A 16,107-nucleotide genomic window follows, 5' to 3' on the forward strand; every position below is an offset into this window, starting at 1 on the left:
ATTGTGGCATGGGAGCGAACACGCGCCCTTATTCCCACAAAAACAGGGTGCCCTCATGAGCACAGAGAAAGTTTCGCCGGACCCGGCTGAAAACACCCGCAAAGCTGCTGCAGAGATTGAGAGCGAGCTTTTGCGCCGTCTTGCAGAGGTCAAGCAGGTCAATGCAGCGGAATGCATGGGCGTGTCCGGTAGCACGGTGAGCCGCTTTGCGACTGATGACCTGGGCAAGTTCTGCCTGTTCCTGGCCTCAATTGGTTATCGGGTCGGGCCGGCTGACGCCATGATGCTGAGTCCTGAGCGCATCGAAATGCTGGAGGACATCGCCGCCGACTACTTCAATTCGAAGCGCGCCCAGCGGCGCAAGGTGGTTGCATGAAGCGCACCAAGCCCCGCAAGCCGCGCACCATCCGCCAGCCGATGATGGCTACCACCCGCGACAACCTCGCGCTCGAGCTGCGCCTGGGCGTCGAGGCCTTGGTCGGCGCGCCGTCGGCCGAGACCTATAACCAGTTGGTGCTGATGACGGCCACCTTCGACAACGCCGGCGCCCAGTCGGAATCCCTGTCCGCCGCGCAGGCGGTGCTGACCGCGATCTGCGAGCGTTACGACGCCGGCCAGCCGGTGACCGTGGCCGCCGACGAGGCGGAAGCGCTGCGCGCCGCGGTGGATGGCCTGGACCAGGCGCTGGCCAAGGTGCCGCACAACGTGTTCCGGGCTGCGCAGGTGATTACTCGGCAGAATTTTGCGGCCGCAAGGGCAGGGGCGCCGGCATGAGCCAAGTCACGCGCCCGGTCCTGCGCTACCACGGCGGTAAGTTTCGCCTGGCGCCGTGGGTCATCCGGCATTTCCCGCCTCATCGCTGCTACGTGGAGCCTTTCGGTGGCGCCGCGGGCGTCCTGATCCAGAAGGAGAGGGCATACGCCGAGGTCTACAACGACCTGGACGGCGATATCGTGAACCTGTTCCGTGTCCTGCGCGATCCCGGGCAATGCGCACGCCTCACACAAATGTTGCTGCTGACGCCTTACGCGCGCCAGGAATTCGAAGAGGCCTACGAGCCGACGGATGACCCGATCGAGCGCGCCCGCCGCACGATGGTGCGCGCCGAGATGGGATTCGGCTCGGCCGGCGCGACGAAAGGCCACACCGGCTTCCGCATCGACACCCGCCGCAAATACGGTACCGCCCAGGACCTGTGGGCGCGGCTGCCGGACTCTCTCGCTCGAGTTTGCGATCGCCTGCAGGGCGTGATGATCGAGAACCGCCCGGCGGTCGCCGTCATTGAGCAGCACGACGCGCCCGACACCCTTTTCTACGTCGACCCGCCCTACATGATGGAGACGCGCTACGTGGGAGCGAAGCACGGTCGCTATTACGCCCATGAAATGGACGACGCTGGCCACGCCCAGCAGCTGGGCGTGGTGAATGCTGCCAGCGGCATGGTGGTGCTGTCCGGCTACGACAACGACCTCTACCGCGATGCTTTGACCGGCTGGCAAATGACCAGCACCGAGGCCCGTATTTCAGCAGCCAGGGGCACGGGGCTGCGCACCGAATGCCTTTGGCTCAATCCGTCCAGCTTCGCCCAGCTCGAGCGAGGCGGCATTTTTGGACTGGGAGCAGCATGACCGACCTTCCGCAACCCCTCACGCCGGCCGACTGCGACCTCGCGGGCTACCGTTTCATGCCCCTGGACGTAGTGCGGCTGAAAGGCTCCGAACTGGCCTCCAGCTACACTCCAGACGAGTGCTGGGCCGCCATGCTGCTGTGGTGCGCGTCCTGGCAGCACGTTCCCGCCGGTGCCATCCCCGACAACGACAAATGGATTGCCGACCAGGCCGGTTACTCGGCGCGCGGCAAGATCGATCGCGCCTGGAAGACCGTGCGCGATGGCGCGCTGCATGGCTGGATCAAGTGCAGCGACGGCTTGCTGTACCACCCGGTAGTGGCCGAGAAGGCGCTGGAGGGCTGGATCGGCAAGCTGCTGAGTCGCCTGGCCGGCGGCATCGGCAATGCCAAGCGCTGGGGCGCCGAGTTCGACGCCGAAGCCATTCACGCCCAGATTATCGACGCCGCGGCACGCCTGAAGTCCATCGCCCCCCAATCGGAATGGCTGACCAAGAAGCAGGTCGTCGCAATCCTGTCGGGATCGCCCCCCGATGAAAAACAGGTCGCCCCCCGACAGAAAAAAGCATCGCCCCCCGATGATGAAAACATCGCCCCCCGACAGCTAGATTTATCGCCCCCCGATTCGGGGTGCGATCGCAATAGAGAGGGAGAGGGAGATAGAGAGGGAGAATTAAAAACAAATAAGGCAGCAGCTACTTCAACCGTAGTAGGGGCCGGCGAGGCCGAACGCGTTGCCGCCCCGGTGCAAGACCCGGAAAAGCCCATCAACCGCGGTGTGGCCGTGGCCATTCTGCTGCGCAGGCTGGGCGTGCGGCCCATGACGCCCCAGCATCCGCTGGCGCTGGGGTGGGGCGGGAACCCGAAATGCACCGACGAGCTGCTTCAGCAGGGCATCGACATCGCGCGCGAGCGCAAGCCGCTGCCCGAGTCCATCCATCCGAACTACCTCGCCCCGATCATTGCCGAGCTGCTGAACCCGCCACCGCCGCGACACGACAGCAGCTGGCGCGCCAGCGAGCCGGCCACCGATGCCAAGGCGAGGGAGCTGGGAATCACTGCGCCGCTCGGCTGGAGCTACTCGCAGCTGCGCGACCTCATCCAATCGGAAATCGACCGCCGCCGCAAGCAGCCACCCGCGAAAGGAGCCGCAGCATGAAGGACACCACCGTAGACAAGACCGCCTGCGCAGCCTTTGGCTGCCCCTGTGCCGCTACCGCCTCCAACGGCGGATCGAACTGGTTTTGCACCTACCACTTGGGCACCGAAGCCAGCAGTTGGCAGCGCATCACCCAGGAATTGCGCCGGCTCGAATGGCTGATCCTGATCTGCCGCGGCATCCGCGTCTGCTACGGCACCGAGCGCTGGGAAAAGGCATTCAAGCAGATCCAGCACGACATCCGCGCCCACCAGCGCAGCGATCTGCTGTTCGTGAAGGAAACCGATGTCAACGCCCAGCAGTGGCTGCGCCGCCTGGAGGGCGTCATCGACAACGCAGCGCGCGGCGTGCAGCAGCCGCAGTTGCCGGTAATGCCGCAGCGCCAGGCTGCTCACGATCCCGTGCAGCGCGTGCAATTCGATTTGCCGCAACACGCATGAGCGGCCCTACGACCTGACGAAAATTGACCTCAGACCGCGGCGCCACGCGTTTAAACCGATTTTTAACCGCCTCATTTTGAGGTTTCAAAGGAGAAGTAACCATGCCTGACCAAGCAATCGAAAACGAAATCCAGGCCAAGGGCTTGACGGCGCCACGCATCACCCTGGCCGACATTGATCGCCTGATGGCGCGCGTGGAGTTCAAGGGCGGCCGCATCGATGGCACCACCAGCACCGTGGTGCATGCCTTCCTCGATGGCAAGTTCCTGCTGGCCAGTGGTCATAGCGCTTGCGTCAGCCCGGAAAACTTTGACGCCGAACTGGGCTTCAACATGGCTAAGGCCAGCGCTGCCGAGAAGGCTGCGGACAAGTTGTGGGAGCTGGAAGGCTACGTGCTGTTCTTGAACCTGAATTCGAAGATTGCATCGGTTTAACCCCACCCACCCGGCTCCGGCCGGGCAGTTTGCCAACTTGCACGGAATCGCAAACATGAAGCCCATCACCCTGACCCTGCCGTACCCGGTGAGCGCGAATGCCTACTGGGCCACGCGCATCATCCCGGCCAAGGCTGGCCGGCCTGCCATGGCCATCACCTACGTCACGAAGGAAGCCGAGGCCTACAAGCAGGCGGTCGGCTGGAAGTGCAAGGCGGCCGGCCTGCGCGAGCCCATCACCGGCCGCGTGCAGATCGATGTACAGCTCTACCCGGCGCGCCCGCAGGACTGGCAGAAGCGCCAGCGCCAGGCCGGCGCCACCTGGGACGACACCGTGCGCTGCATCGACCTGGACAACGCCAACAAGGTGCTGCTGGACGCGCTCAAGGGAGTCGCCATGGATGACGACAAGTGGGTGCGCCGCATGGTGGCCGAGCGCATGGAGCCGGACGCCGAGGGCGCGCGTGTGGTGGTGACCATCACGCCGCTGGGCGTAGAGCAGCGGCAGGTCGGCCTGTTCGGGGAGGCGGCATGATCGAGATGCACCCAATCGTTGCGTTCGCTGGCAAGCTGGCTCTGGCCGCCCACTTTCACCGCCTGGAGCAGCAGCGCATCGCCGCCTTGCACCAGCAGGCCGATACCGATGATTGGCATGGCCAGGTGTTTGCGCGGACAGAACCGCTCTCCGAGGAATAGGGCGCGATATGGGCGAACGTCTGCGCGATGTCGATGATTTTCCGGTTGGCGCGCGAGTGATCACGCCAACCGGGCGCATCGGCGTGGTCGTCGCCCACAAGGGGATGGAATCGAAGGAAGACGCGCACGAACGTTGCGTGGTGCGTTACAACGGCGGCGGCGGGGAAGACCGGGACACGGTTGAATTGCTGCCGCATTTGCTGAAACCGGCCAGTGAAGGGCCGCAGAGGGAGTTGTTTTAATGCCGAGGAATCCGATCACACCGAAGGTCGAGCGGTTCATCGATGAATATCTGATGAACCTCAACGCCACCCAGGCGGCCATCCGGGCCGGCTATAGCGTGCGCACGGCCAAGCAGATCGGCAGTGATTTATTGTCAAAGCCGGCGATTGCCGAGGCCATCGCACGCGCCAAGGCCGAGCGGTCGGCGCGAGTGAAGGTTGATCAAGATGCCATCTTGCGCGCACTGGTGGCCGCTGCGCACGTCGACCGCAACGGACTGACCGAATATCGCCGCGTGTGCTGCCGGTACTGCCACGGCGATGGTCATCGTTATCAGCGCACGGCCGGAGAAATGGAGCGCGACCGCGCCGAGCATCGCCGCAAGTTGGCCGAACACAAGGCGGATGGAAAGAAGCCGAATCCCGGCCGGTTCGATCCCCAGGGCGGGATCGGTTATCACAAGCTGCGCGATCCGCATCCCGATTGCCCTGAGTGCTTTGGGGAGGGGATTGGCGAGACTTTCATCAAAGACACCCGCAAGCTGTCACCCGAGCAGCGCGCCATCTACGAGGGCGTGGAGCAGACACGCGACGGCATGAAGCTAAAGGCGATGGACCGCAAGGCGGCCACCGAATTGCTGATGCGTCACGAAGGCATGCTGCAGGATAAGGTCGACCACACCACCAAGGGCGACAAGTTGCCGGTATCGGCCGAGCCGGCCGTCATTAACGTCACCATCGGGAAGGCATGACGGCGCTTGACATCAACCTGCACCCCAAACAGGGAAGCATTCTCCGCAGCCTGGCCACCGAGATCCTGTTCGGCGGCGCGGCGGGCGGCGGCAAATCCTTCCTCCTGCGCGCCCTGGCCATCATCTGGTGCGCCATGATTCCAGGACTGCAGGTCTATCTGTTCCGGCGCATCCTGGAAGACCTGATAAAGAACCACGTCGAGGGACCCAGCGGGTTTCGCGCCCTGCTGGCGCCGTGGGTGCTGACCGGTCGTGTGCAGATCATCGATACGGAAATCCGGTTCTGGAACGGCTCGCGGATCTACCTGTGCCACTGCCAGTTGGAAAAGCACCGATTCAAGTATCAGGGAGCGGAAATCCATGTGCTCCTGATCGATGAGCTGACCACGTTCACCGATGTGATCTATCGCTTCCTGCGCTCTCGCGTGCGTATGACCTCGATTGCATTGCCGCCTGAGCTGCTGGGCCAATTCCCGCGCATCCTGGCCGGCTCCAACCCGGGCAACGTCGGGCACGGCTGGGTAAAAACCGCCTGGGGACTCGGCCGCGATGGCTCGCACGAAGCCATGGAGATATGGCGCACGCCAGACGAGGAAGGCGGCATGCTGCGGCAGTATGTGCCGGCGCTTCTTGAAGACAACCCGACTATGGCCGAGGAAGACCCCATGTACCGCGCTCGCCTGCGCGGCCTGGGCTCGCCCGCCATCGTGCGCGCTTTCGAAAAGGGCGATTGGGACGCCGTGGCCGGTGCATTCCTTGAGGGCGTGTTCGATCCTGATCGGCATATCGTCACACCGTTTGAAATCCCGGCGTCTTGGAAGGTCTGGAAGGCGATGGATTGGGGTTTCGCCAAGCCTTACAGCGTGGGCTGGTGGGCACTCGACCATGATGGCGTGTTCTACCGCTGGCGGGAACTGTACGGCTACGGCGGCAAGCCAAACGAGGGCAGCCGCGAGGACGCCACTGCCGTGGCCAAGCGCATCCTCACGATCGAGGAATACGACGAGCGCCTTGGCTATGACTATCGGCAGAACATCGCTGACTCGGCCATTTTCAGCAATGCCGGCACGGAATCCATCGCGCGCGCCTTCAAGCGCAGCGGCGTGGCATGGCGTGAATCTGCGAAGGGGCGCGGGTCGCGTATCAATGGCGCGCAGCGCATCGTGGATCTGCTCATGGCCGACCGCCTGAAAGTCTTCGAGTCCTGCCGGCATTGGATTCGCACTGTGCCATTGCTGATGCCTGATCCCAACCGCCTGGAAGACGTGGACACCTCGATGGAGGATCACGCATGGGACGAAACCATGTATGCCACCGGCCCCATCCGCCGCGCGCCCGATGCAGATCAGGAAAAATCCGACGATGCCGAAGACGCTGCCTATGCTGACGGCCACGGCAACATCCGATACAAGGCGATGACATGAACCCAACCGACGACACCAGCCAGCCAGATCCGCAGCAGGCCACCCAACCCGGCGAGCTGGAGAAGCCAGCGGACGACGAACTGGCGAAGAAATGGGCCTCCCGCATCCGCGCCGCCCGCAAGCACTGGGAAAAGCTGCACAAGCGCATCAAGCACAACCGCAAGAAGGCGGCGGGCTTCAACTGGAATAAATCAGCTGAATCACGCGATTTTGTGGACAACCGGGCCAACCTGATATTCAGCACGGCGCAGGCAACCCTGCCCAACATCTATGCGCGCAACCCCGATGTGTCTGTGACGGGTACATGGCGGCACGGCGACGTGCGCCTGTTCTGCGATACGTTGCAAACCGTGCTGTCGCGCCAGATGCGGGATGCCCACCTGAAAAAGCGCATGAAGATGACGGTGCTGGGCGCGCTGATCGAATACTTCGGCGTGCTGAAGGTGACGTACCAGCGAGACCTGCGCACCGATCCGCTCATTATCCAGCGCATCAACGACACCCAGGACAACATCGAACGCCTGGAAGGCTTGATGCAGTCGCTGGACGATGACCAGCAGCGCGGCGATGCCGAATTGCATAAGCGTGAACTGGAACAGGTGCTGCAAGGCCTGTCGCAGCAGTCGGAAGTGGTTGCGGCCGAGGGCCTTGTCATCGATCGGGTGTTGCCTGAAAACCTGCTGATCGACCCTGCCGTGATCGAATTCGATGATTACGAGAATGCCGACTGGATCGCCCAGGTGGTGCCAATGACGCGCGGCGCCGCCAAAGCCCGGTACAAGATTGATCTATCTGGCGCGAAGTCCTACGAGGGCTTCAATGCGATGGATGACCAGCCTGACAAGTCGGGCAGCGTGATGATGAGTACCCCCGCCAGCAAGGGAAGCGACGACGAACAAATCTGCATCCTTGAAATCTGGGATAAGCAAAGCCAACTGGTCTACACGATGGCCGATGGCACTTCCTTTTTTTGCCGTGAGGCATTTTCGGTGCAGACGGTCGGCCAGCGCTGGTACCCTTTCTTCCTCCTGCCCTATGCAGTACTGCCGGGCCAGTTCATTGCCCCGTGCCTCGTTGACCTGACCGAGAAATTGCAGGTCGAGCATAACGAAACACGCGACAAGTTCGCCGCGCACCGCAACCTCAACAAGCCCGGATGGGTGGCCTCGTCCGACCTCAATGGCAAGAGTGTCAAACGGCATACTGATGCCGAGTTGGGCGAGGTGGTGCTGATCGACACGGATGGGAAGCCGCTGAATCAAACCATCATGGCGCGACCGAATATTCCCATCAACCCGGCCGACTACGATACTGGCCCCATCAGGCAGGACTGGGAGCAGGTCACCGGCCTGCAGGACGCCGCGCGCAGCACCATCGTCCAGGCCAAGACAGCGACCGAGGCCGGCATTATGCAGCAGGCGCTGTCTGGCCGCACCGGTGAATTCCGCGACAAGCAGGAGGACATGCTGACGGAGATGAGCCAGTATGCCGCCGAGGTGCTGCTGCAAAACCTTTCTCCGGTGCAGGTTGCCAGATACACCGGCCCCAATGTCGATGCCGTGATGGATCAGGTTACCGGCCAGGTGATCACGCCGGCGCGCCAGGCTTTCGACTGGCCCGAACTCACACGCGACCAGATTTTCGACATGGTTGAGATTTCCATCGTCGCCGGCACCACCGGCGCGCCGGACAAGGCGCAAGCGCAGGAAATTTGGGCCAAGGTCATGCCGCTGATTCAGCCGCTGGTTACGCAGATTATGCAGATGGCAGCCCAGGGCATCGATTATCAGCCGCTGGAAGCGCTGCTGCGCGAAACGATGTCGCGTTTGGATGATCGTATCGACGTTTCCCAGTTCCTGCCGAAGATGCAGGCCCCACCAGTGGCGCCGCCCGCCGCGCCTGGTATGCCGGGTATTCCGCCGGGCATGCTGCCGGCTGGCGCCGGCGCCCAGCAACCCGTTTCCATTTAACAGGAGAACAACATGGATCAAGAACTGCAAGGCCAGGACCAAATCGCCCCGCAAGACAATGGCACACCCGCCGATCCGGCCGCGAACGACGCCACCGGACAGGAACATGCCGCGCCGGCGGCAGCGCCGCAGCCTGGCGAATATGAGAGCCTGCTGTCTTCCCTGACGGTGGGCGGCACGCCGGCCGCAGCCGGTGAGCCTCCGGCCGCAGGTCAGCCGCGTGATCCATCGGGCCGATTCACCAGCACCGCCGCGCCAGCCGCCATGGCATCCGGGCAGGGCGCCCCTGCACAGCCCGGACAGCCACCGGCGCAAGGGCAGCCGCCGCAGGGCCAGCAGCCGACCGGTCAGCCGCCGGCGGCCAAGACGCCCGAGCAGGAAGATGCTGAACTGCTGGCCGGCATCCAGTCTGAGCGCGGTCGTGCGCGCGTGCAGCAATTCATCAGCCGCGCACGCGAGGCCGAAGGCGGGCTGACTGCCATCCGCGAAGAAGTCGCCCGGGCTGGCCTGACGGCCGAGACGTTCAGCCAGCATCTGGAGTTTTCGCGCCTGGCGAATTCCAACGATCCGCGCGACCTGCAAGCCGCTGCGCAGATGCTGGAAGAGACGCGCGCCGATATTTACCGCCGACTTGGCCAGGATGCTCCAGCCATTGATGTGTTGGCCCCTCATCCCGACCTTGCGCAACGCGTGGCGAATCTGGAGATTCCGCGGGAGGTAGCGCTGGAGGTGGCGCGCATGCGTCACGCCGCGGCACAGAATGACGCGCAACGCCAGGCCCAACTGCGTCAGCAGCAGGACACGCAGAGGTTCCAGCAAGATATCGCAGCCGCCCAGGCATCGATGGAAAGCTACGTTGCCACCCGTCAGCATGAGGTCGATCATCCGGCGCGAATGCGGGCGGTGCAGGAGTATTTCGCCAATCCGGTGAACTTGCAGACCTTTGCGACGACGTACCAGCCCCATCAATGGCCGGCGGCTATGCGCATGCTTTACGACAACGTGCGTATCGCACCCGTGCAGCAACGCGCTCCCGCCGGGGCGCCGATCAGTGGCCGTCCGGCTGCCGCTGGTCGCCCGGCACTGCCGGCGAATGCATCCGGTTCCGACCAGATCATGCGCCAAATCGAAAATATGGGCCTGCTTTAGAAAAATCCTTGCGCATGCCATTGTGATCTGATAATGCGCTTGCCATGTGTGCTTCTTGGATGATGACCTGGCCGGAAAACGCGATAGCCGAGTGCGCGGCCGGCCCGACCAGGTTGGAATCCTTGAAACCCGACATACCGAATTTGTCGCTGCATCGCCGGGGTCGCGTCCGGTAGCACCACTCGAACCGTTCAAGTCGCAGTAGCCGAGGTCGCGCCGGCAGAACGAATGCGAGGAATCCCAGCTTGGTGTGCTGGACCGGTGTGGAAGTTGGCTTTATCAACTTTCATTCTTGGAGCAGCGATGCCTATTTCCGCCCCTGACCTTGCCACCCTTGGCATGTCTTCCCTCGATCAATACGTGCGCAACATGCCGGTCGACCAGATCGGTACCGCGCATCCCCTCTTGAAAAAACTCATGGAGCGGCGCAAGCAGCTTCTGGGTGGCAAGCAGAACGTGATCTTTCAAGTTCGCAAGGCCTATGGTTCCAATTTTTCGTGGACCTATGGCACTGCCACCGTCAACTTCAACACCCGCGACACCCTGGCGCAAGCCGGCTTCCCGTGGCGCCGTTGCGTGGATGCTTTCACCATCAGCCATGACACGCTGTTCGGCAACGGCATCAAAGTGGTCGAGGGTGAACGCGGTTCGGTGAAGCTCGACCAGAACGAAGCCGTGCAGCTTACCAACCTGCTGGACGAGCAGCGCGAAGCGTTCCGCCTGGGCTTCGAGGAAAAGCTCGACCTCGAATTGCATCGTGATGGATCCAGCGGCACGGACGCCATTACCGGTCTGGATGCCCTGGTGGCCACCGCACCGACCACCGGTATTGTCGGTGGCCTGGACCGTGCGACCGCGACGTACTGGCGCAACAACGCTGTCCTGGCGATCGCCACCGGCACGTCGGGCGCGCTGAAGAACGCGATGGAAGCACAGTGGCGCAAGTGCATCCGCGCCGGCCAGTCGGCGCCGGATTTCATCCTGGCCGGCTCGGCATTCGTGGATGCCTATGCCGGCACGGTGACGATTACCCAGAACGCCAACGCCGGCGCCGTCAAGACCCTGGATATCGGCACCGGTAAGGGCGTGGAAACCGGTCTGTATTTCAAGGGCGTGCCGATCATCTGGGATCCGACCTTCGAGGCCCTGGATGCTCTCGACTCTCCGACGGTGCCATGGGAAAAGCGGTGCTACTTCCTCAACTCGCGCCATCTGGAGTTGCGCGACGACGGCATGGATATCGTTTCGCCCGTGCGCCCGCACAACGTGCTGTCGATGTTTTTCATGATTTCGCTGCGCCTGGTGCTGGCTATCAAGCAGTCCAACGCGCATTCGGTCCTCGCTATCGCGTGAGTGTGGCCTTGCCCCGCGGCCATTTGGCTGCGGGGAATTTTTTCATCTGGAGAATCCATTCATGTACGTCATTCATGCCAAGGTGCGGCGCGATCCGCATACCACTACACCGGTGACCGTGCGCGCGCACGAAGTCGCCATTTTGCAAAGCCTGTTTGGCCAGGAAAATGTCCACACTCATGACGGCAAGGTGCTGGACGTGAAGAACCTGCGCCCCGAAGACGTGGCCGGCAAGCATCCCATGCCCGAAGACGAATACGAACGTTTGAGCGCGAAATATGGCGGCGACGAAAAAGGTTCGTACGTGGAGCAGGTCTACGGTAAGAAAGCTGGCGGCGGCCTGGATACCGCTATCGAGAAATTGCATGCGGTCGTCTCCAAACTGACCAAGGCCGACGAAGCGGCCAGCGCCGAATCGGGCGAGGGCCGGCCGCGCGGTCGCCGCGGTGCATCCGCTGGTGGTGAGGGAGCAGCCGGCGCCGAATCGGGCGCACAGGAGTAAAAGGCCATGTCACAGCCCCCTCGTTATCAGCGTACCAAGGATTTTGGCGCGGATGATCCCGACCAAACCGACAACCAGGCCATCAACAACGAGTTTGATGCGGTGGCGCGAACCACCGATGGCCTGCGGTCGAATCTCGCCAAAATCCAGCGCGATGACGGGGGGCTGAAAGATGGCCTTGTTACCAAGGATGCCTTGGCCCAGGCCCTGAAAGAAGACCTCTACACGGAATTCTCAGGCAATGTCAGCGCTAGCGTGGTGGCTGCCCAGCAGGCCGCAGGAGACGCAAACATTGCTGCGATAGCTGCGCAGGATGCTGCTACCGCTGCTGCAGCAAGCCAGGCGTCCGCCGCATCCAGCATGGTGGCTGCTGGAAATAGTGCTGCCGATGCAGCAGTGGCGGCAGCCTCGGTCAGTTTGCCGTCCATCGTCGGAAAATCTCAGAATTTTTTAAGAGTGAAAGCCGATGAGTCTGGATATGAACTCAGGGCGTCAGCTCAAGTCCGCGCCGATATCTCCGCTGTCGGTTTGGCTGGCGACGAGATAGTCGAGGGGGAAAAGGAATTCACCGTACGTCCGATAGTTGGTACCGCCATGCCAGGCACCAATGATGACGGCGCAGCCAGCACCGCCTATATAGATACTGCTGTCAATGCCAGCCGTGAGGTACGCCAAACCGTATTGCAGGGAGTCATCAATTCAAGCGGATACGCCAGTATGCTTTCTGCCGGTAGCGGTCGAGCCTTGAACCTCTCGGCCGCGGCCATGCCGATGCGCACCGCGTTCGCACAAGGCGCCGCCGATTACATCGCAACCCTTTCGGCTGACGCCACGGGCGTAGTGTCCGGTCTGGCCGCGAGCAACCTGTCTTACATCTACCAGGATTATGTCGGGCCGACCTCGGTGGCTTGGGGTGCGACGCTGGCGCCAGTTCAATATGGCTACAGCTATAACCAAGCGGCGCAAGCGCTGCTCCAGTTCGGCGGCTCCGCCGGATCGAATGTCTTCCTTGACGACTTCGGCAACACCTGGGTGATTGGCGGGGCGGCCAAGATCCAGAGTAACCAGGTCAAGTTTGGATCTGGCGCACTCGGTGGAAGCGGCGCGTCCAATTCCTTGAACGGTACGAATGAATCTATTTACACAAGCAACATCAAGACGCTGGGAAACGGCGGTTGGACGTTGCGTTGCTGGTTCTATGCATTGACCAATGCGACAAATCAAACCGTAATTAACGCCGGCGTCGCCTCTAATTACTACGGCATTGCAGCTCGTCTCGGAACAGCTGGGAAGATGCTGTACAACCTCTCTTCAACCGGAAGCACGGATGATATTTCAGGTGGAAGTACTGCGACAGGGGCACTCACTGTCTCGACAAACACCTGGAACTATCTGGAAATTACCTATGATCCTGTAGCTGGAAAATATTTCTGCTACATCAACGGTGCCTTGGATTATTCAGTTGCATCCGGCTTGAAGATTTGCCCGATTGACCGCGTTAGCTTAGCGGTGCTGTCTGGAATAGGGCAATACTTGTCAGGGTACATCGATAAATTCGAGTTCCTGCCGTATTGCGCGAACCCCAATGGCACGGGGTATTCGGTTCCTGTTGCCGCACCGAACATTACCGCGGTTGGATATGCCTCGGACTTTTTCAGCATTCCGAATATGACGATGTATCAGGTGACGGCTCCATCTACTGCTGCCGGAGTAAATCCAACCTTCACCGCTAAAAAACGCGTCTACGTCGGCGAGGCAGTAGCTTCCGCGTCCGCTGTATCGAGCGTAGTAAATTATGCATCGAACGGCGGGTACGTAAGCATCGATACCTATCCGCTTCCAGCCGCCGGCCTGACGATCTCAAAGGCGCACAACATAGGCACCGCAATTGGTGTGCGTGTTTCGATCGAAGCTGAGTGCATGGCGGCGGAACATGGCTTTTCAGTCGGTGACATCATTGCGGAGGGGCTTTGTGGTGGCGGTTCTTCCTCCAACTATCCGCTGTCGCCAGCAAAGACGCGCAATAACATCACATTCACAACTGGCAATGCCGCGGCATTTGCTGCCGTAAGCAAAACTTCGGGTAATGCTTTTGGGCTAGCTTCAGCCAACTGGAAATACCGCGTAATCGCCAAGAGGGGATGGTAATGGGTTGCTACATCAATTCGGAAATCGGTTACTACGAGGGTGACCAGATCAGCCATCACGATCAAGAAGTGCCACAGCGCCCAGATCCGAACGCTGGCTGGGATGGGCAAGCATGGCAGGCGTCTCCGGCGCCTGTGCCGACAGCAGTCACACCGCTGCAGGCGCGCCGTGCTCTTCTGGCGGCCGGCTTGCTGAATGCGGTCGACCAGGCTGCCGCGGCGGCTGGTGGAGAGGCCCAGCTGGCTTGGGCCTATTCAGCGACAGTAGAGCGTGCCAGCCCGTTCGTGGCTGCGCTTGCCTCTGCGATTGGGCTGTCGAATGAGGATGTCGACGAGCTGTTCCGGCAAGCAGCCCAATATACGATCTGAAAGAGAACAACGACATGAGAGATTCTCAGAACTGCGACACTCCAGCTTGCCAAGAGGCAGCCGACCGTGCCGTAAAGAAGGTATTTGCAATCTTGGGGGTTGATGTCGACAAGCCGGAGTCCGTCGAAGAATTCCGCGAGGACTTGCGTTTTGGGCGCCGGATGCGCCGGACGGCAGATAAAGCCAGGGATCACACCATTCTGGTGTTCATTGGCATCATGGTTGCCGCTGTGCTGGGTGCGATATGGGCAGGTATCACCAAATTCGGAGGGCATTGAGCATGAGTGCTGCACCCGCCTATAGCCGTTCCAAGAACTTTCTGGACAATACATCTGATCGTACCGACCATGCTGCGCTGAATTCCGAGTTTGATGCGGTATCGACATCCATCAACGCGCTGCGCAGTAATGCCGCGGAGATTCAGGGAGACGATGGCACCCTGAAGGAAGGCATCGTCAGCACCGCCACGCTGGCAGATGACGTGAAGCAATTGCTGGGCGTGGCCAGTTCTGGTGGTGCCGTGGTGAATCCATCCGGCGCATGGGAAGATGCTCGCGGCCTGATCGCAGAACGATCATATTTCGATGGCCGCCCCAAAGCATTCAGCTTCCTGGCGATGGATCAAGGCTTGGTGTATTTCAAGCTCTCGCAGGCTATTGCCGATTGGTCGCCTGGCTACCCATTTGGCAAGGGGGATCCAGGTGCTCAAGGTGAAACTGGGCCGCAAGCCACGGTCGATTATTCGTTGACGGTGCGCAAAGACGTAACCATTAGCCAGTCGATGAATGGCCCATTATCTGCGCTGTCGTTCTCCGCATCCCAGAGCGTGGCCGCACCACTGTTCCAATTCCAGGGCGCGCCCCTTCGGCTGACCGCATCAAATACCCGCTTGCGTCTGGATGACGGTGCGAGTAAGCCGCAACTTGCCAGCCTGGAACTGGCCTCTCTCGTAACGAATGGCGCCGGGGCAACCAATACTGGCGTGAAGCTGGCGAACGGCACGGACATTGGTTTGCTGTTCGATCCTGCCGGCGCGGCGGCTGGCAAGTTGGCCGGTGTCGCAGTCGGCTCGGCGCAAGCCAGCCTGACCGGGAAGACCACTATCACGGTCACGCTGGCGGTGGTGAATAACCAACTTCAAATCGGAGTAACTACGGCATGAACGGATTCGAGGAACGCAACAAGACGTTGGGCGAACTGCGTCGCCGGCTTCGCGCGCGCCTGGGTTTCGCCGTGCAGGGCCCGGCCGCAGAGAACAATCGGGACGTGCTGAACGACATCCTGCAGGAGGCCCATGAATTTATCGCCGGCGAGGTGGACGCCTCTGGGATGCGAAAGAAATGCATTTTGACGCTTTCGCCCGGCTCCTACTTGTACGACTGGCACAACGATCTTGAGGATGAAAATATCGACCCAAGTCATGTTTTCTCTATTTGGGTGATGGTCGGTGACACGCGCCGAGATCCACTGATCCAGGGCATCACCGAACGTCATCGTGAGCAATCCGACCTGCGGGACTTTCCTTTGCGTTACGACACGTTGAATGGCCAGATGGAACTGTGGCCAATTCCTGGCGGCGCATATCCCCTCATCATCGAATACACAGCCCCCATTGCACGTTTCGAGCAGGATCAGGACCGTCCGAGCGTGCCGTGGCGACTGCTGTTCCAGTATGCCCTTGGCGTCGCCAAGGCCCACTACCGTCACCCCGATGCCCAGGTGGCCGGGCAGACATTCGAAAGAATGCTGGCGAAATACAAGGATGCGCAGCATGAGAATCGCCGTTATTTTGCGACCCATGACCAACCGCGCGAGCCCCAGGTGGTCACCGACGGCAACGGAAATTTTTCTTTACGTGTGTGAGC

20 protein-coding genes are annotated in these 16,107 nt (G+C 61.3%); all 20 read left to right on the forward strand.

The window, feature by feature from the left end:
• Positions 1 to 55: 55 nt before the first annotated feature.
• The 20 genes from AKL28_RS01735 to AKL28_RS01825 all read left to right on the forward strand — a co-directional run bounded on the left by AKL28_RS01735 (position 56) and on the right by AKL28_RS01825 (position 16,105).
• Complete coding sequence (locus AKL28_RS01735; protein ID WP_050466346.1) at positions 56 to 376, forward strand: CII family transcriptional regulator; 321 nt, start codon at positions 56 to 58, stop codon at positions 374 to 376.
• A 41-nt stretch (positions 377 to 417) separates the two neighbouring features.
• Positions 418 to 774, forward strand: coding sequence for a hypothetical protein (locus tag AKL28_RS01740; protein ID WP_156226210.1), 357 nt, complete (start codon positions 418 to 420; stop codon positions 772 to 774).
• The gene (locus tag AKL28_RS01745) at positions 771 to 1,628 is read left to right on the forward strand and encodes a DNA adenine methylase (protein ID WP_050466348.1); all 858 of its coding nucleotides are present in this window, start codon (positions 771 to 773) and stop codon (positions 1,626 to 1,628) included. Before AKL28_RS01740 ends, AKL28_RS01745 begins: the two co-directional genes overlap by 4 nt.
• Positions 1,625 to 2,785 carry a DUF1376 domain-containing protein gene (locus tag AKL28_RS01750; RefSeq protein WP_050466349.1) on the forward strand — a complete coding sequence of 387 codons (1,161 nt, stop codon included), beginning with the start codon at positions 1,625 to 1,627 and terminating at the stop codon, positions 2,783 to 2,785. Before AKL28_RS01745 ends, AKL28_RS01750 begins: the two co-directional genes overlap by 4 nt.
• Positions 2,782 to 3,225 (forward strand): hypothetical protein, encoded by a 444-nt coding sequence (locus AKL28_RS01755; RefSeq protein WP_050466350.1) that lies wholly within the window; start codon positions 2,782 to 2,784, stop codon positions 3,223 to 3,225. The genes AKL28_RS01750 and AKL28_RS01755 overlap by 4 nt, the downstream gene beginning before the upstream one ends.
• Positions 3,226 to 3,326: 101 nt before the next feature.
• Positions 3,327 to 3,659 (forward strand): Gp49 family protein, encoded by a 333-nt coding sequence (locus AKL28_RS01760; protein ID WP_050466351.1) that lies wholly within the window; start codon positions 3,327 to 3,329, stop codon positions 3,657 to 3,659.
• A 55-nt stretch (positions 3,660 to 3,714) separates the two neighbouring features.
• Complete coding sequence (locus tag AKL28_RS01765) at positions 3,715 to 4,194, forward strand: RusA family crossover junction endodeoxyribonuclease (RefSeq protein WP_050466352.1); 480 nt, start codon at positions 3,715 to 3,717, stop codon at positions 4,192 to 4,194.
• Positions 4,191 to 4,355, forward strand: a complete 165-nt coding sequence (locus AKL28_RS24300) for a hypothetical protein (protein ID WP_156226211.1) — start codon at positions 4,191 to 4,193, stop codon at positions 4,353 to 4,355. Before AKL28_RS01765 ends, AKL28_RS24300 begins: the two co-directional genes overlap by 4 nt.
• An 8-nt stretch (positions 4,356 to 4,363) precedes the next feature.
• Entirely contained in the window at positions 4,364 to 4,597 is a 234-nt protein-coding gene (locus tag AKL28_RS01770) for a hypothetical protein (protein WP_050466353.1), read from the forward strand.
• Positions 4,597 to 5,328 carry a terminase small subunit gene (locus tag AKL28_RS01775; RefSeq protein WP_050466354.1) on the forward strand — a complete coding sequence of 244 codons (732 nt, stop codon included), beginning with the start codon at positions 4,597 to 4,599 and terminating at the stop codon, positions 5,326 to 5,328. The genes AKL28_RS01770 and AKL28_RS01775 overlap by 1 nt, the downstream gene beginning before the upstream one ends.
• Positions 5,325 to 6,752 carry a terminase large subunit domain-containing protein gene (locus tag AKL28_RS01780; RefSeq protein ID WP_050466355.1) on the forward strand — a complete coding sequence of 476 codons (1,428 nt, stop codon included), beginning with the start codon at positions 5,325 to 5,327 and terminating at the stop codon, positions 6,750 to 6,752. The genes AKL28_RS01775 and AKL28_RS01780 overlap by 4 nt, the downstream gene beginning before the upstream one ends.
• Complete coding sequence (locus tag AKL28_RS01785; protein WP_231602302.1) at positions 6,749 to 8,722, forward strand: hypothetical protein; 1,974 nt, start codon at positions 6,749 to 6,751, stop codon at positions 8,720 to 8,722. Before AKL28_RS01780 ends, AKL28_RS01785 begins: the two co-directional genes overlap by 4 nt.
• 12 nt (positions 8,723 to 8,734) lie before the next feature.
• Positions 8,735 to 9,871: a hypothetical protein gene (locus AKL28_RS01790; RefSeq protein WP_050466356.1), complete on the forward strand. Its 1,137-nt coding sequence runs from the start codon at positions 8,735 to 8,737 to the stop codon at positions 9,869 to 9,871.
• Between the two features lie 303 nt (positions 9,872 to 10,174).
• Positions 10,175 to 11,224, forward strand: a complete 1,050-nt coding sequence (locus tag AKL28_RS01795) for a phage major capsid protein (RefSeq protein WP_050466357.1) — start codon at positions 10,175 to 10,177, stop codon at positions 11,222 to 11,224.
• Between the two features lie 61 nt (positions 11,225 to 11,285).
• Positions 11,286 to 11,726: a hypothetical protein gene (locus AKL28_RS01800; protein ID WP_174525321.1), complete on the forward strand. Its 441-nt coding sequence runs from the start codon at positions 11,286 to 11,288 to the stop codon at positions 11,724 to 11,726.
• 6 nt (positions 11,727 to 11,732) lie between these two features.
• The gene (locus AKL28_RS01805) at positions 11,733 to 13,874 is read left to right on the forward strand and encodes a LamG-like jellyroll fold domain-containing protein (RefSeq protein WP_050466358.1); all 2,142 of its coding nucleotides are present in this window, start codon (positions 11,733 to 11,735) and stop codon (positions 13,872 to 13,874) included.
• On the forward strand, positions 13,874 to 14,242 hold the full coding sequence (locus AKL28_RS01810; RefSeq protein WP_050466359.1) for a hypothetical protein: 369 nt from the start codon (positions 13,874 to 13,876) through the stop codon (positions 14,240 to 14,242). Before AKL28_RS01805 ends, AKL28_RS01810 begins: the two co-directional genes overlap by 1 nt.
• A 14-nt stretch (positions 14,243 to 14,256) precedes the next feature.
• Complete coding sequence (locus tag AKL28_RS01815; RefSeq protein ID WP_050466360.1) at positions 14,257 to 14,520, forward strand: hypothetical protein; 264 nt, start codon at positions 14,257 to 14,259, stop codon at positions 14,518 to 14,520.
• Positions 14,521 to 14,522: 2 nt separating this feature from the next.
• Positions 14,523 to 15,404, forward strand: a complete 882-nt coding sequence (locus tag AKL28_RS01820) for a hypothetical protein (protein WP_050466361.1) — start codon at positions 14,523 to 14,525, stop codon at positions 15,402 to 15,404.
• A complete protein-coding gene (locus AKL28_RS01825) occupies positions 15,401 to 16,105 on the forward strand; it encodes a phage adaptor protein (RefSeq protein WP_050466362.1) in 705 nt (234 codons plus the stop codon). The genes AKL28_RS01820 and AKL28_RS01825 overlap by 4 nt, the downstream gene beginning before the upstream one ends.
• The last annotated feature ends 2 nt before the right edge of the window (positions 16,106 to 16,107 follow it).

Source organism: Herbaspirillum chlorophenolicum (assembly GCF_001189955.1).
GTDB classification, from domain to species: domain Bacteria; phylum Pseudomonadota; class Gammaproteobacteria; order Burkholderiales; family Burkholderiaceae_D; genus Herbaspirillum; species Herbaspirillum chlorophenolicum.

Excerpts from the sequence above, each read along its gene's own strand:
- AKL28_RS01735 (WP_050466346.1), top strand. The coding sequence starts at position 56 with ATGAGCACAGAGAAAGTTTCGCCGGACCCGGCTGAAAACACCCGCAAA.
- AKL28_RS01740 (WP_156226210.1), top strand. The coding sequence starts at position 418 with ATGATGGCTACCACCCGCGACAACCTCGCGCTCGAGCTGCGCCTGGGC.
- AKL28_RS01745 (WP_050466348.1), top strand. The coding sequence starts at position 771 with ATGAGCCAAGTCACGCGCCCGGTCCTGCGCTACCACGGCGGTAAGTTT.
- AKL28_RS01750 (WP_050466349.1), top strand. The coding sequence starts at position 1,625 with ATGACCGACCTTCCGCAACCCCTCACGCCGGCCGACTGCGACCTCGCG.
- AKL28_RS01755 (WP_050466350.1), top strand. The coding sequence starts at position 2,782 with ATGAAGGACACCACCGTAGACAAGACCGCCTGCGCAGCCTTTGGCTGC.
- AKL28_RS01760 (WP_050466351.1), top strand. The coding sequence starts at position 3,327 with ATGCCTGACCAAGCAATCGAAAACGAAATCCAGGCCAAGGGCTTGACG.
- AKL28_RS01765 (WP_050466352.1), top strand. The coding sequence starts at position 3,715 with ATGAAGCCCATCACCCTGACCCTGCCGTACCCGGTGAGCGCGAATGCC.
- AKL28_RS24300 (WP_156226211.1), top strand. The coding sequence starts at position 4,191 with ATGATCGAGATGCACCCAATCGTTGCGTTCGCTGGCAAGCTGGCTCTG.
- AKL28_RS01770 (WP_050466353.1), top strand. The coding sequence starts at position 4,364 with ATGGGCGAACGTCTGCGCGATGTCGATGATTTTCCGGTTGGCGCGCGA.
- AKL28_RS01775 (WP_050466354.1), top strand. The coding sequence starts at position 4,597 with ATGCCGAGGAATCCGATCACACCGAAGGTCGAGCGGTTCATCGATGAA.
- AKL28_RS01780 (WP_050466355.1), top strand. The coding sequence starts at position 5,325 with ATGACGGCGCTTGACATCAACCTGCACCCCAAACAGGGAAGCATTCTC.
- AKL28_RS01785 (WP_231602302.1), top strand. The coding sequence starts at position 6,749 with ATGAACCCAACCGACGACACCAGCCAGCCAGATCCGCAGCAGGCCACC.
- AKL28_RS01790 (WP_050466356.1), top strand. The coding sequence starts at position 8,735 with ATGGATCAAGAACTGCAAGGCCAGGACCAAATCGCCCCGCAAGACAAT.
- AKL28_RS01795 (WP_050466357.1), top strand. The coding sequence starts at position 10,175 with ATGCCTATTTCCGCCCCTGACCTTGCCACCCTTGGCATGTCTTCCCTC.
- AKL28_RS01800 (WP_174525321.1), top strand. The coding sequence starts at position 11,286 with ATGTACGTCATTCATGCCAAGGTGCGGCGCGATCCGCATACCACTACA.
- AKL28_RS01805 (WP_050466358.1), top strand. The coding sequence starts at position 11,733 with ATGTCACAGCCCCCTCGTTATCAGCGTACCAAGGATTTTGGCGCGGAT.
- AKL28_RS01810 (WP_050466359.1), top strand. The coding sequence starts at position 13,874 with ATGGGTTGCTACATCAATTCGGAAATCGGTTACTACGAGGGTGACCAG.
- AKL28_RS01815 (WP_050466360.1), top strand. The coding sequence starts at position 14,257 with ATGAGAGATTCTCAGAACTGCGACACTCCAGCTTGCCAAGAGGCAGCC.
- AKL28_RS01820 (WP_050466361.1), top strand. The coding sequence starts at position 14,523 with ATGAGTGCTGCACCCGCCTATAGCCGTTCCAAGAACTTTCTGGACAAT.
- AKL28_RS01825 (WP_050466362.1), top strand. The coding sequence starts at position 15,401 with ATGAACGGATTCGAGGAACGCAACAAGACGTTGGGCGAACTGCGTCGC.